This is a genomic window from Streptomyces sp. MGP-P1 (assembly GCF_057766565.1).
The window spans coordinates 1,351,152-1,365,209 of record NZ_JBYMEM010000001.1 but is presented as its reverse complement, the minus strand read 5'-3'; the positions used below and the strand labels follow the sequence as shown (position 1 = coordinate 1,365,209).

Sequence of the window (14,058 nt, the reverse complement as noted above, 5' to 3'; positions counted from 1 at the left end):
GTGCGGCCCCTCATCACCGAAGACCCCCGCACCGTCGGCCCGTACCGCACGCTCGTCCGGCTCGGCGCCGGCGGCATGGGGGTGGTCTACCTGGCGCGAACGGCGGGCGGGGCGCTCGCCGCCGTCAAGGTGATCCGGGCCGAGCACGCCGCCGATCCCGGCTTCCGGGCCCGCTTCCGGCGCGAGGCCGAGGCCGCCGCCCGGATCACCGGCCCGTGGGTGGTCCCGGTGCTCGGCGCGGACACCGAGGCCCGCGAGCCGTGGCTGGCGACCGCGTTCGTCCCCGGGCCCTCGCTGGCCGAGGTGGTGGGCGCCGGCGGCGCGCTGCCCACGTCCACCGTCCGGGCGCTCGGCAGCCGGCTCGCCGAGGCCCTCGTCGCGGTCCACGCGGCCGGGCTGATCCACCGCGACGTCAAACCCGGCAACGTACTCCTCGCCCTCGACGGCCCCCGCCTCATCGACTTCGGGATCGCCCGCCACGAGGGCGCCACCGCACTCACCGCCACGGACGCGGTGATCGGCACGCCCGGCTACCTCGCCCCCGAACAGGCGTCGGCCGGGCCGGTGGGACCGGCGTGCGACGTGTTCTCCCTCGGCTGCGTCCTGGTGTACGCGGCGACGGGCCGGCGGCCGTTCGGCGAGGGCGGCGCGGCCGGCGTGCTGTTCCGTACGGTCCACGAGGAGCCGGACCTGGCGGGTGTGCCGCCCGGGCTGCTGCCCCTGATCGCCGCCTGCCTGAGCAAGGACCCGGCCGCCCGGCCGTCGGCGAGCCGCGTCCGTGACGACCTGGAGGCGGCCGGAGGAGCCGACCGCGGCCGGTCGGGGGAGAGCCCGGGACCGGTCCCGCTCCGGCCGCCGGACCCCCGTGCGGCCTGGTCCCCCCGGGCGGCTTTGGGCGGGACTCCGGGAACGGCCCGGGACGGGGCTTCCGAGCCCGGTGCACACGACGGAGCCTCCGGGGCGGTGCGGGGTGGGGGTGCTGGGGTGGTGCCGGGTGGGGCTTCGGGTGCGGTGCCGGGTGGTGCTTCGGGCGGTGCACGCGACGGAGCCTCCGGGGCGGCACCGGGCGGTGCTTCGGGGGCGGTGCCGGGTGGTGCTTCGGGTGCGGCTGCCGGGGCGGTGCCGGGCGGTGTTCCGGACGCGGCTGCTGGGGCCGTGCCGGGTGGTGCTCTGGGGGTGGCTTCCGGGACCGTGCCTGGCGGGACTCCGGCCGTGGAGCCGGGCACCGCCCCGCCCCCGGAGTCCCGGTTCGCGTTGCCCGGGCTCTCCGCGCTGATCGCCGAACGTTCCGCGGCCGCCCTCGCGCTGCCGGACCCCGAGCCGCTGCCCGCCACCCTCGTCCCGGACGAGGACGAAGCAGCACCGTCGGCGGCGGGCCTCACGCGGCGGAGGCTCCTGATCGCCGGTGCCGCCGGGGCCGTCGTGGTCACCGGCGGCTCCGCCGCGGCGTGGCTCGCCGGGCGGCCTTCCGCCGGCTCCGCGCCTGGCTCCGGCACACCGCCCACGTACACCATCGGGCTCCACGCCGACCTCAGCGGGCCCGGCCGCGCCGCCGGGCTGGCGCACCAGCGCGGCGTACAGCTCGCGGTCGCCGATCACAACGCCCGCGCCGGCACGGGGTTCCGCCTCGCCCTGCGCACCGAGGACGACGCCGGGGACCCGCGCCGGGCGTTGCGGGCGGCCGACCGGCTGGGCGACGACCCCGACGTCATCGCCGCGCTCGGGCCCACCGGCGCCGTGCTGGCCGAGGACGTCGTCCAGCGGTACGGCGAGGCGCGGCTCGCCCTGGTCGTCGTCGCGGCAGGCTCCACCACGGCATCCGAGACGGCCGCCCACCTCTGCGTGACCCGCCCCTACGACCGCATGCTCGCACTGGGCCTCACCGGCTACGTCGTCCACACCCGCCCGGCCGAGCGCGTCCTCCTCGTCCCGGACAGCGACGGCACCGGCCTCGGCGGACAACTGGGCAGCGCGTTCCGCGACGCCCCGCCGACCGACGCCACTCTCATCGAACACGCGCTGCCACGGGGCGACGCCGGCTTCGGCGCGGCCGCCCGCAAGGCCATGACCAGCGGGGCGGACGCCGTGGTGTTCGCGAGCGGCGACGCGACCCGGGCCGCCCGCCTGGCCACCGCGCTGGCGGGCGAGGGCTACACCGGCAGCAGGGTCGCCGCCGGACCCGCCCTCGGCCCCGACTTCCTCGCGGGGGCGGGCGCCGCCGCCGATGGCTGGGTCTTCGCCGAGGCGTACGCCGACCCCACGGCCCTCCCGTCGGCCAGGAAATTCACCGCCGCCCACCGCGAACGCTTCGGCGCACCCCCGGGCGCCTGGGCCGCCGAGGCGTACGACGCGGTCGGCCTGATCGCCCGCGCCGCCGGGACCACCAGCGACTCGGGGAAGGTGCGCAGCGGCATCGCCGGACGGCTCGTCCGTACCGAGCACCGGGGGATCGTGCGCCCGCTCGCCTTCCGCCCGTCGACCCGCAAGGTGCTGCGGTACGAGAAAGGGATCTTCCTCTACCGGATCGAGAAGGGCCGCCCCCGCTTCCTGGGCCCGTTCGGCGACGTGTAGCCGCCGCGGCGGAGGCCCGTGACGACCGCCACCGGAGCCCCGGCGACGGCGGCGGTCGGTGAGGCCACGGTCGGGCGTGAAGGTCTCCTGCGGCCGTGCTTAAGAAATCCTCGATGGACCCGGGCCCCGTCGTACGGCAGATTTCTCCGTGACGGCCGAGGATGGCGCGTGGAGCCGTACGACGTGCAGCGGTATGTCGTGCAGCCGTACGTCGTGGGCCGTGCGACGTACGGCCGTTGTACGTCGTGGAGTCGTACGACGAGCTCCGTCCCGTCCCGCCGCGCCCCCGCCATGGGGGCGACCACCCGAAATCCACCCCGGGCCGCAGGGTTCTTCCGACATGCCCCGAGGCCCGGGGTATCCACTCGCGTACCGACGTCAGGGAGCCGCAGCCGTGAAGGCACTCGTCAAGCAGAAGGCCGAACCCGGACTGTGGCTGATGGACGTGCCGGAGCCGGAGTACGGCCCGACCGACGTTCTGATCAAGGTCCTGCGCACCGGTATCTGCGGCACCGACCTGCACATCCGCGCCTATGACGGCTGGGCCCGGCAGGCGGTCACCACCCCGCTGATCCTCGGCCACGAGTTCGCCGGCGAGGTCGCCGCGACCGGCTCCGACGTCGCGGACATCGCCGTCGGCGACCTGGTCAGCGGCGAGGGCCACCTCGTCTGCGGCAAGTGCCGCAACTGCCTGGCCGGCCGCCGCCACCTCTGCCGCTCGACCGTCGGCCTCGGCGTCGGCCGGGACGGGGCGTTCGCCGAGTACGTCGTCCTGCCCGCCTCCAACGTGTGGGTGCACCGGACCCCCGTCGACCTCGACATCGCGGCGATCTTCGACCCGTTCGGCAACGCCGTGCACACCGCGCTCTCCTTCCCGCTCGTCGGCGAGGACGTCCTGATCACCGGCGCCGGACCGATCGGCATCATGGCCGCCGCCGTCGCCAGGCACGCCGGGGCCCGCAACGTCGTCATCACCGACGTCAGCGAGGCCCGCCTCGCGCTGGCCCGCAAGGTCGGCGTCAGCCTCGCCCTCGACGTCGCGGACCGGACCATCGCCGACGGCCAGCGTGAGCTGGGCCTGCGCGAGGGCTTCGACATCGGCCTGGAGATGTCCGGCCGCCCCGAGGCGATGCGCGACATGGTCGCGAACATGACGCACGGCGGCCGCATCGCGATGCTCGGCCTGCCCTCCGAGGAGTTCCCCGTCGACTGGTCCCGGATCGTCACCTCGATGATCACCATCAAGGGGATCTACGGCCGCGAGATGTACGAGACCTGGTACGCCATGTCCGTCCTGCTGGAGGGCGGCCTCGACCTCGCCCCCGTGATCACCGGCCGGTACGGCTTCCGCGACTACGAAGCGGCCTTCGACGACGCCGCGAGCGGCCTCGGCGGCAAGGTCATCCTCGACTGGACCGCCTGACCCGCCTGACCTGCCTGACCGCCGGACGCGCCTGATCTCCCGACCGCCCTCCGCCCTGGTCCCTTTGATCACTTAAGGAATCCGCATGTTCGACTCCGTACGCGACGACCTGCGCACCACCCTCGACGAGATCCGCGCCGCCGGGCTGCACAAGCCCGAGCGCGTGATCGGCACCCCGCAGTCCGCGACCGTGGCCGTCACCTCCGGCGGGCGCGCGGGCGAGGTCCTCAACTTCTGCGCCAACAACTACCTGGGCCTCGCCGACCACCCCGAGGTCATCGCCGCCGCGCACGAGGCGCTGGACCGCTGGGGCTACGGGATGGCCTCGGTCCGCTTCATCTGCGGCACCCAGGAGGTCCACAAGGAGCTGGAGCAGCGGCTCTCGGCCTTCCTCGGCCAGGAGGACACCATCCTCTACTCCTCCTGCTTCGACGCCAACGGCGGCGTCTTCGAGACGCTGCTCGGCCCCGAGGACGCCGTCATCTCCGACGCCCTCAACCACGCCTCCATCATCGACGGCATCCGGCTCTCCAAGGCCCAGCGCCACCGCTACGCCAACCGCGACATGGCCGAACTGGAGACGCGCCTCAAGGAGGCGGCCGGGGCCCGCCGCCGCCTCATCGTCACCGACGGCGTCTTCTCCATGGACGGCTACGTCGCCCCCCTCCAGGAGATCTGCGACCTGGCCGACCGCTACGACGCCATGGTCATGGTCGACGACTCGCACGCCGTCGGCTTCGTCGGCCCCGGCGGACGCGGCACGCCCGAACTGCACGGCGTCATGGACCGGGTCGACATCATCACCGGCACCCTCGGCAAGGCGCTGGGCGGAGCCTCCGGCGGTTACGTCGCGGCCCGCGCGGAGATCGTCGCCCTGCTGCGCCAGCGCTCGCGCCCGTACCTCTTCTCCAACTCCCTCGCCCCGGTCATCGCCGCCGCCTCCCTCAAGGTCATCGACCTGCTGGAGTCCGCCGGCGACCTGCGCGAGCAGCTCAACGCCAACACCGCGCTCTTCCGCACCCGGATGACCGAGGAGGGCTTCGACGTCCTGCCCGGCGACCACGCCATCGCCCCCGTCATGATCGGGGACGCGGGCAAGGCCGGCCGGATGGCGGAACTGCTCCTGGAGCGCGGGGTGTACGTGATCGGCTTCTCCTACCCGGTCGTCCCGCAGGACGCGGCCCGGATCCGTGTCCAGCTCTCCGCCGCCCACTCCACGGCCGACGTCAACCGCGCCGTGGACGCGTTCGTCGACGCGCGGGCCGCCCTGGACGCGGAGGCGTAACCGCTCACCGGGTCGGGCAGCCGACGCGACCTGGGACAATGGGCACATGATCGATGCGCGGCGGCTGCGAATCCTCCGTGCGGTGGCCGACCACCGCACGGTGACCGCGGCCGCCGCCGCGTTGTACCTGACGCCCTCCGCCGTCTCCCAGCAGCTCGCCGCCCTGGAGCAGGAGACCGGCCACCGCCTCGTCGAACGCGGTGCGCGAGGCGCCCGGCTCACGGCCGCCGGGGAGATCCTGCTGAGCCACACCAACGTGGTCCTGGCCCAGCTGGAGCGAGCGGAGGCGGAGCTCGCCGACTACAGCGCGGGCGTCGCCGGTACGGTCACGGTCGCCGCGTTCGCCACCGGCATCGGCCTCGTCCTCGCCCCCGCCCTCACCGAGCTGGCCCGCACCGCGCCCGGCATCCGGGTCAAGGTCCAGGACGCGGAGGGCGACGCGAGCGTGCCGATGGTGCTGGACCGGCAGGTCGACGTGGCGGTGGCCGTCGAATACCGGGGCGCGCCCGCCGAGGACGACCGCCGCCTGACCCGCGTCCCCCTCTACTCGGAGCCGTTCGACGCGGTGCTCCCGGTGGACCACCGCCTCGCGGACCAGGACCAGGTGGCGGTCGCCGACCTCGCGAAGGACCCGTGGATCGGTCCCTACCCGGGCAACCCCTGCCATGACGTGGTGGTCCTGGCCTGCGAGTTCGCAGGGTTCGTCCCCCGCCTCGAACACTCCTCGGACGACTTCCGCGCCGTGGTCGCCCTGGCCGGGGCCGACGCCGGGGTGGCCCTGGTGCCCCGGTCCGCGCTGCGCGGGATGGAGCTGACCGGGGTGGTCGTCCGCCCCGTCGAGGGCAGCGCCCCCACCCGCCGCGTCTTCGCGGCCGTACGGCAGGGGGCCGAGGGCCATCCGCTGATCCGGCCGGTACTGGACGCGATGGAGGCGGTGGCCGTACGGGAAGTGGGCCTGGCGCGGGCCTGAACGCCGGCCCTGTCCCGGTCCCGGCAGCCCCCCTCGATCGGGCGATGAGGGCCCCGCCCGGTTCAGGGTGCGCCCATGACCAGACCCTCGATGGTGTGCTTCTGCGTGATGGGCGTCAGTTCGTCGACGACCGGGCAGTCGAGGTGGTCACGGACCCGCTGCGGCAGGCCGTCCCAGAACTGCCGTGAGACAGCGGCGTCGTGGCGGTCGGCATTCTGCGCGTCGGGTCCGTCGAGTCCCAGCACGAGGACGGGCCGGGCCTTGGCCGACTCGTTCTTGGTGCCGCGGTGGATGGTGAGCGCGGAGCGGGCCGAGATGTCGCCGCGCTGCGGATACTTGCGCACCGCGAGGCGCTCGTAGCGGGGGTAGCTCCGGCGGGCCGGGAACATTCCGTGCTCAAAATCGGGTTCGTCGTCCCACTGGGTACCCGGCGCGATCTCGAAGGGGCCCATGTCGGGGTCCGTGTCGACGGCGGTGACGTTGAACGCGAGGGAGGTGAGCCGGCGTTCGGTGCGGGCGTTCTCCGGGATGGGGAAGTCGCGGTGCCACGGCTGGTTCACCGCGCCTTCCAGGGGTACGTCGAATCCGAGCTCGACGATGCGGTAGTCGGGGCCGAGGACGGCGGTGGCCACCGACCGGACCCAGGGGTGGTCGACGAGCTCGACGAATCCCCGCAACTGCTCGGGGTGGATCTCCACGTAGTAGCGCTGGGGCCCCCGGCCCACCGCGCCGCCCGGCCTGGAACGAGCCTCCTCGAACGCGGCCTCGATGTCCTCGCGCAGCCGGTCGACCCACTCCACGGTGAAGGCCCCTTTCAGCGCGGTGATGCCGGCCGCGTACAGGGCGGCCACGTCCTGCGCCACTTCCACGGGGGCATCGGTAGGGCTGGGCACGGCATCGACGTCAGCAGTGGTGGACGCGTCGGGGGTTGCGGGCACGGTCATCCTCGCCTTCTTGCGAACGGAGCTTCCGCCCTACACTTACATCGATGCATGCAACGTTGCAATACCCTGGTGCGGGAGGCTCGGGCGCGCATGACAGGATGCCGAGGTGAGCAGTCGTCTGAAGGATGTGGCCGCCCGGGCCGGAGTCTCCGTGCGCACCGTGTCCAACGTGGTCAGCGGATCGGCGCCGGTGGCGGCGGAGACCCGCCGACGCGTACAGGAAGCGATCGACGAGCTCGGCTACCGCCCCAACCTCGCTGCCCGGAGTCTGCGCGCCGGCCGCACCGGCATCATCGGCCTGGCCGTCCCCGAGCTGGAATCCCCCTACTTCGGCGAACTGGCCGCGCTCCTGCTGGACGAAGCCCGACGACGCTCGTGGACCGTCGTCATCGACCAGACGCGGGGGGACGCGGAGGCCGAGCGCCGACTGCTCACGCCGGGCGGCGGACGCGTGGTCGACGGCCTCATCATCAGCCCCTGGGCGCTCGACCCCGCCGAACTCGCGGCCACCGGGCCGACGGTCCCCCTGGTCCTGCTCGGCGAGCGCGGTTCGCACGGAGCTGCCGATCGTGTGGCCGTCGACAACATCGCCGCGGCCGAAGAAGCCACGGGCCACCTGATCGGCCTCGGCCGGCGACGTATCGCCGCCATCGGCACGCAGCCTCATCTGCACAACGACACCGCCCGACTGCGTCTGGAGGGCTACCGGCGTGCCCTGGACCGCGCCGGCCTTCCCCGGAACGAGGACGCGGAGCGTGCCGTCGTCGCCCTGCACCGGGCGGACGGCGCCCGGGCCATGACCGAACTGCTGGACGGGCCGGTCGCCCCCGACGCCGTGTTCGCCTTCAGCGACGAACTCGCCCTGGGCGCCCTTCACGCAGCACACCGACGCGGCCTGCGCGTGCCCGAGGACGTCGCGCTCGTCGGGTTCGACGACATCGAGGACGGTCAATACAGCAATCCTCCGCTGACCACCGTCTCACCGGACAAGCGACAGATCGCCGAACGATCCCTGCAATGCCTGGCCGACCGCATCTACAGCCCGGGGAACACGGTTCCCCCGCAGGAGCTCGTCGTGCCGTACCGCCTGATGGCCCGCGGCACGACCTGAGCCCGACGCGGCACCCTCCGGCAGGCCGGAGGGTGCCGCGTCGGGGTGCCGCGGATCGGGTGGGGCGCCCTCACCGGCGGCACCGGCACCCTCCGCCCGGCCCTCGGGCCCCGCTCCTCACCCCGCCCGGCGTCCCAGGACGAAGCGTCCCCCGGCCGACGCGCCCGGGATCAGCGTCCCCGCCGCCGCGGCGAGCGCCACCGCCCCCGCGATCACCGCGTAGTGCACCGGCGGGAGATACGGTGCCGTGCCCGCCAGCGAGACGGCGAACGCGGTCAGCGGGACCGCGGCCACCGCCGTGCCGATCACCAGCCCGGCGAACGTGACCAGGCCCGTCTCCAGCACCAGCATCCGCCGTAGCTGCCGACGCCCCGTTCCGACCATCCGCAGCAGCCGGAACTCGCCCCGGCGGCCGATCGTGATCAGCGCCAGCGTGCTCACCACCGCCAGCAACGCGAAGCCGCCGATCACCCCGACACCGATGACGATCACGGCGTTGTCCCCGTCCGACACCGGCGGAGCGATCGCCACGTCGTCGCCCGTGGCCGCCCGCACCGCCACCCCGCCGCCGTACGGAGCCAGCGCCTGGCGCACCGCGGCCGCCGGGTCCGCCCCGGTCCCGGTTCCGGCCTCGGCCCCGGTCCCGGTCCCGGCCTCGGTCCCGGTCCCGGACGCAGCCCCGGTCCCGGTCCCGGCCTCGGACCCGGCCTTGGTCCCGGTCCCGGCCTCGGTCCGGATCAGCACGACCTGGTCCCGCGCGGCCGAGACATGGCCCGCCAGCGCCTCGCGCGGGAAGAGGAACTCGCCCAGGCCCAGCTCGTGTTCGTACACCGCGACGACCCGGGGCTCCACCCGCGTACCGTCGCCGAGCCGCAGCGCGACCCGGTCCCCGGGGCCGACGTCGAGGCTCTTCGCCCGGTCCGCCCCGACCGCGACGGCGTCCCGCCCCGTGAGCCGGTCCAGGTCGCCCGCCGTGACGCCGGGATCGAGCGTGCCGGACAGGCCGCGCGCCTCCACGCCCAGCACGGGCAGCCGCGTCAGCACCGGCTCGCCGGCCTGCCGGTCGGCCAGGACGACCGCCGAACGCAGCACCCCGGTCGCCGCCGTGACCCCCGGAGCCTCCCGCACCGCCCGAGCCGCCCCGGCGGGCAGCCCCGCCACGCCGCCCGTCGCCACCAGGTCCGCCCGCAGCGCGGCGGACGCCTGGTGGCCGGCGGCCCGCTCCATCGTCGGCCCCGAGGCGAGCTGGACGCAGACGAACGCGACCACCAGCACGATCGGGGTGAACGCCGTGGCGAGCCGCCGGGTGTGCGCCGAGGCGGCCCGCTCGGCCAGGAACCCCGAGACCCCGCCCGCCTTCCGCAGCGGACGGCCCAGCGTTCCCAGGACGATCCGGGAGATCCGGGGCCCCAGCAGGGCGACCGCGATCACCAGGGACATCGCCGCGCCCGAGGCGGCCGCGCCCGCCGCCTGACCGCTCTGCGTCGTCGCGACCGCCGCCGAGCTGATCCCGGCGAAGGCCAGCACGACCCCCGCCACCGTACGGAACCGTCCCGGCTCGCTCGGCTCGTCCGCCGTCGCCGCACCCAGCGCCGCGGCCGGCCGCAGCCGGGTGATGGACCGGGCGGCGAGCATCGCGACGGGCCGCGCCAGGAGCGCGACCAGCAGCCCGCCGGTCAGCGCCGCGGCGGGCGACAACCACCACGGCACCGGCAGCGGCAGCGGATCGGTCGTCAGCAGCGAACGCATCGCGAGACCCAGCGGCACGGCACCGAGGCCGCCCAGCAGCGCCGCCGCCGCGGACACCCGGCCCGCCTCCCGGCCGATCGCGGACCGCAGCTGACGGGGCGAGGCCCCCACCGCCCGCAGCAGCGCCAGCTCCCCGGACCGCTGACGGATCGCCTGGGACAGCGTCGAGGCGATCACGAGGAGCGCCACCATCAGCACGGTGCCGCCGATCGAACCGAGCAGAGCCAGCTGGTCGCCGCGTCCGCCGAGCGCGTCCACGTGCTCGGCCTCCCCGCGCTCCGCACCCGTCAGCACCCGCACCCCCCGGTCGGACCCGGGGACGCCCGAACGCTCCGGCAGGACCGCGCCGATCGCGTCCCGCAGCGCATCCGGCGAGACGCCCTCCTCCGCGACCACGCCGATCGCGTCGATCCGGCCCGGGTGCCCGGCCAGGGCGGTAAGCCGGGGCTCGGTGAAGAACACGGCCGGGGGAGCGTCGCCGCCGTGCCCGGTGCGGGCGATCCCGCTGACGGTGTACGTCCTGGCGGCTCCGTCGGCCCGCAGCACGACCCGCTCGCCCGGGGCATGGCCGCCCGCCGCGAGCGCGCCGTCCAGGACGACCTCGCTCGCGTCCCTGGGGGCCCGGCCCTCGGCCAGCTCGTACCGGGTGAGCGCGGCGGACGGCCAGGAGCGGCCCACCGCGGGCCGCCCGTCGCCCGTGGACACCGGCACGGAATCGTCCGCGACGGCCTCCGCCACGCCCTCGGCCCCCGCCACCGCGGCCAGCACCGACCGGTCCAGGCGAGCCCGCTCCGGCAGATACGCCGTCGTGGTCCGCGGTTCGCTGCCCCAGGGCTTCGCGGTGTACGACACCTTCTGGTCCGCCGCCACCACCGCGTCCGCGCCCGCGTACCGCTGCACCGGCGGCGCGGCCACCAGCAGCGAGCCGACGACGAACGCGAACGCGCCGACCAGCGCGGCGGCGGCGCCCGTCGCCACGATCACCGCCGCCCAGGCCCGCCGGTGCGTGGCCAGCGACCGCCGGGCCAGGAACGCCGACGCCCGCCGCGACCCCTGCCGTACCCCCAGCGGCTCCCGCACCGCCGTGCTCGCACGTCCGGTCCGTGCTCCCGACGCCTCCCGGGCCGCCGCGCCCGTACGCCCGTCCGGTACTTCCGACTGCTCCTGGGCCATCGGGCCCCTACGCTCGTCCGGTACTTCCGACTGCTCCTGGGCCTCCGGGCCCGTACGCCTTCTCATCGCAGCCGACCGCCGTCCATCGTCAGCACGGTGTCCGCCCAGCTCGCCGCCACCGGGTCATGGGTGACCATCACGACCGTGCGGCCCTCCACCAGCACGGCGTCCCGCAGCAGCGCCAGCACCAGCTCCGCGGACTCCGGGTCGAGAGAGGCGGTCGGCTCGTCCGCGAAGATCACCTCGGGCTCCGTCACCAGCGCCCGCGCCACCGCGACCCGCTGCTGCTGGCCGCCCGACAGCGTCGCCGGCCCGTCGCCGCCCCGCCCCGCGAGACCCACCCGGGCCAGCAACTCCCGCCCCCGCGCCAGCACATCGGGGCCGCCCGGGTCCGCGCCGCCCAGCACCAGCGGCAGCACCACGTTCTCCTCGATGGACAGCGACGGCACCAGGTTGAGCGCGTGCGACTGGAAGACGAACCCGATCCGGTCCCGGCGCAGCCGGGTCAGCGCGGCCTCCGAGAGCGACCCGAGATCCGTGCCGGCGATCCTGACCGTGCCCGAGGTCGGCCGGTCCAGGCCCGCCGCGACCTGGAGGAAGGTGCTCTTGCCCGAACCCGAGGGTCCGACCACCGCGGTGAAACTGCCGGCCGGGACCGCGCAGCTGACCCCGTCGAGCGCCGTCGTCCTCCGGCTGCTCCCACGCCGCCCGTAGCTCCGGCTCACCCCCTCCAGACCGAGCGCGGCCGCCTGCTCCACCATCGTCGTACCCACTGTTCGCCTCCACCGTCCCCGTACCGTTGACCTGCTAGAACGCTACGAGCCGGGGGGCCGCCGGGCGAGGGTGCGCACTACCGGACCGGGGGTGCAGCCAGCTCCACCCCCACCCGGGGGACCGCACCCCTCCGGCGCAGGGACCGCCCCCGTACCGTGGGCTGCCATGAGCAGCTCACCGCCCGGTCCCCTCACGGCCGCCGTCCGGCGTTCCTGGGACGCCTCGCGCTACCTCCTCATCGGCATCGGGGTCGCGATGCTGACCTACGTCGGCGCGTTCCTGGTGGTGGCCGCCCTCCTGTTCGCCGTCGCGATCATCGGGCTGCCCGCGCTGCCGGAGGCCGCCACGCTGCTGCGCCGGGCCGCCTCGGCGGAGAGCCGCAGGGCGGCGGCCCGGCTCGGGCCGGGGCACCGCCCCGCCTCCTATCCGCCGCTGGGCGGCGGCGAGCTGCCCGAACGGGTCCGGCGGACGCTCACCGACCGGACCACCTGGCGGCTCGCGCTCTGGCTGCCCGTCCAGACGCTCTTCGGCATGGGGCTCGGCTACCTCACGATGATCCTGTGGCCCGTCGCCCTGCTGGTGGACGGCGTCGCGCTGTCCGTCGTGGGACTGGTGGACCGGCGGCGGGCCGACGAGTACGGTATCGAGCCGCCCGACCGGCCGGGCTGGGCCCTGCGCTGGCACCCGGTGCTGGCCGACCTCTCGGCGGGCTGGACCTTGGCCCTGCTCGCCCCGCCGCCCGCCGCCGAACTCACCGAGCGGATCGCCCACCTCACCGAGAGCCGGGCCGGCGCGGTCGCCGCGCACGGGGCCGAACTGCGGCGCATCGAGCGGGATCTGCACGACGGCGCCCAGGCCAGGATCGTCGCCCTGTCGATGCGGATCGGGCTGGCCAAACAGCTGCTCGACCGCGATCCGGCCGCCGCGCGGGCCCGCCTGGACGAGGCCCAGGACGGTGCCGAGGCCGCGCTCGCCGAGCTGCGGCACGTGGTGCGCGGCATCCACCCGCCGGTCCTCACCGACCGTGGACTGGCCGGTGCGGTACGGGCGTTGGCCGCCGATGTCGCCGTACCCGTCACGGCGGACCTGGACGGGGTGGAGGACGGGCGGCGGCTGCCCGCCGCGATCGAGGCCGCCGCCTACTTCGTGGTCGCCGAGGCGCTCACCAACATCAGCAAGCACAGCGGCGCCACCGCCGCCCGGGTCCGCGTCGACCGGCCCCCCGGCCTCCTGCGGGTGACCATCGGCGACGATGGTCGCGGCGGCGCGGACGAACGCGCCGGCAGCGGGCTGGTGGGCATCCGGCGGCGGGTCGCCGCCCTGGACGGCGCCACCCGCGTCAGCAGCCCCGCCGGGGGGCCGACGGACATCGAAGTGGAGCTGCCGTGCGGATCGTGATCGCCGAGGACAACGCCCTCCTGCGCGAGGGCCTCGTCCTCCTGCTCACCAGCTCCGGACACGAGGTGGTGGCCGACGCGGCGGCCGGCCCGGAGATCCTGCCCGCCCTGCTCGAACACCGCCCGGACGTCGCCGTGCTGGACGTACGGCTGCCGCCCACCTTCCGCGACGAGGGGCTGCGGGCCGCGATCGCCGCCCGCGCCGAACTGCCCGGCCTGCCGATCCTGGTCCTGTCGCAGTACGTCGAGGAGACGTACGCCGCCGAGCTGCTCGCCCGGGGCGCCCGGGGCATCGGCTACCTGCTCAAGGACCGGGTGGGCCGGGTCGAGCAGTTCCTGGAGGCCCTGGACCGGGTGGCGGCGGGCGGCACCGCCCTCGACCCGGAGGTCGTCACCCAGCTCCTCACCCGCAAGTCCTCGGCGGGCCCGCTCCAGAGCCTCACCGCCCGCGAGCGCGAGGTCCTGGAGCACATGGCGCAGGGCAAGGCGAACGCCACCATCGCCGCCGAACTCACCGTCTCCGAAAGGGCGGTGAGCAAGCACATCGGCTCGATCTTCGCCAAGCTCGGTCTGGATCCGGACGACGGCGCCGTCCACCGCCGCGTCCTCGCGGTGCTGGCGTACCTGGAGGGCCGGGACGGGTTCACCCCGTGAGGAGCCG

At 75.2% G+C, this 14,058-nt stretch carries 10 protein-coding genes; 7 read left to right on the top strand and 3 right to left on the bottom strand.

Going from position 1 to position 14,058, the window contains the following annotated elements:
- The 4 genes from AC3CH1_RS06095 (at nucleotide 1) to AC3CH1_RS06080 (ending at nucleotide 6,249) form a co-directional block, all read left to right on the top strand.
- On the top strand, nucleotides 1-2,571 hold the full coding sequence (locus tag AC3CH1_RS06095; protein WP_488461916.1) for a bifunctional serine/threonine-protein kinase/ABC transporter substrate-binding protein: 2,571 nt from the start codon (nucleotides 1-3) through the stop codon (nucleotides 2,569-2,571).
- Between the two features lie 394 nt (nucleotides 2,572-2,965).
- Nucleotides 2,966-3,994: an L-threonine 3-dehydrogenase gene (gene tdh, locus AC3CH1_RS06090; RefSeq protein WP_488461915.1), complete on the top strand. Its 1,029-nt coding sequence runs from the start codon at nucleotides 2,966-2,968 to the stop codon at nucleotides 3,992-3,994.
- 85 nt (nucleotides 3,995-4,079) lie between these two features.
- A complete protein-coding gene (locus AC3CH1_RS06085) occupies nucleotides 4,080-5,279 on the top strand; it encodes a glycine C-acetyltransferase (protein WP_488461914.1) in 1,200 nt (399 codons plus the stop codon).
- A gap of 46 nt (nucleotides 5,280-5,325) precedes the next feature.
- Nucleotides 5,326-6,249, top strand: a complete 924-nt coding sequence (locus AC3CH1_RS06080) for a LysR family transcriptional regulator (RefSeq protein WP_488461913.1) — start codon at nucleotides 5,326-5,328, stop codon at nucleotides 6,247-6,249.
- 62 nt (nucleotides 6,250-6,311) lie between these two features.
- Here the strand turns inward: AC3CH1_RS06080 and AC3CH1_RS06075 are convergent, their stop codons facing one another.
- Nucleotides 6,312-7,193 carry a phytanoyl-CoA dioxygenase family protein gene (locus AC3CH1_RS06075; RefSeq protein ID WP_488461912.1) on the bottom strand — a complete coding sequence of 294 codons (882 nt, stop codon included), beginning with the start codon at nucleotides 7,191-7,193 and terminating at the stop codon, nucleotides 6,312-6,314.
- A 106-nt stretch (nucleotides 7,194-7,299) separates the two neighbouring features.
- Here AC3CH1_RS06075 and AC3CH1_RS06070 point away from each other — a divergent pair, with 106 nt between their 5' ends.
- Complete coding sequence (locus AC3CH1_RS06070; protein ID WP_488461911.1) at nucleotides 7,300-8,304, top strand: LacI family DNA-binding transcriptional regulator; 1,005 nt, start codon at nucleotides 7,300-7,302, stop codon at nucleotides 8,302-8,304.
- 117 nt (nucleotides 8,305-8,421) lie between these two features.
- On the opposite strand, the gene AC3CH1_RS06065 is transcribed toward AC3CH1_RS06070, so the two are convergent.
- Both AC3CH1_RS06065 and AC3CH1_RS06060 read right to left on the bottom strand, forming a co-directional pair.
- Nucleotides 8,422-11,226, bottom strand: coding sequence for an ABC transporter permease (locus AC3CH1_RS06065; RefSeq protein ID WP_488461910.1), 2,805 nt, complete (start codon nucleotides 11,224-11,226; stop codon nucleotides 8,422-8,424).
- A 62-nt stretch (nucleotides 11,227-11,288) separates the two neighbouring features.
- Nucleotides 11,289-11,987, bottom strand: a complete 699-nt coding sequence (locus AC3CH1_RS06060; protein WP_488462161.1) for an ABC transporter ATP-binding protein — start codon at nucleotides 11,985-11,987, stop codon at nucleotides 11,289-11,291.
- Nucleotides 11,988-12,165: 178 nt separating this feature from the next.
- Between AC3CH1_RS06060 and AC3CH1_RS06055 the strand changes: the two genes are divergently transcribed.
- Together AC3CH1_RS06055 and AC3CH1_RS06050 are read left to right on the top strand one after the other, a co-directional pair.
- Nucleotides 12,166-13,398, top strand: a complete 1,233-nt coding sequence (locus tag AC3CH1_RS06055; RefSeq protein WP_488461909.1) for a sensor histidine kinase — start codon at nucleotides 12,166-12,168, stop codon at nucleotides 13,396-13,398.
- Complete coding sequence (locus tag AC3CH1_RS06050; protein WP_488461908.1) at nucleotides 13,386-14,051, top strand: LuxR C-terminal-related transcriptional regulator; 666 nt, start codon at nucleotides 13,386-13,388, stop codon at nucleotides 14,049-14,051. The genes AC3CH1_RS06055 and AC3CH1_RS06050 overlap by 13 nt, the downstream gene beginning before the upstream one ends.
- Nucleotides 14,052-14,058: the final 7 nt, after the last annotated feature.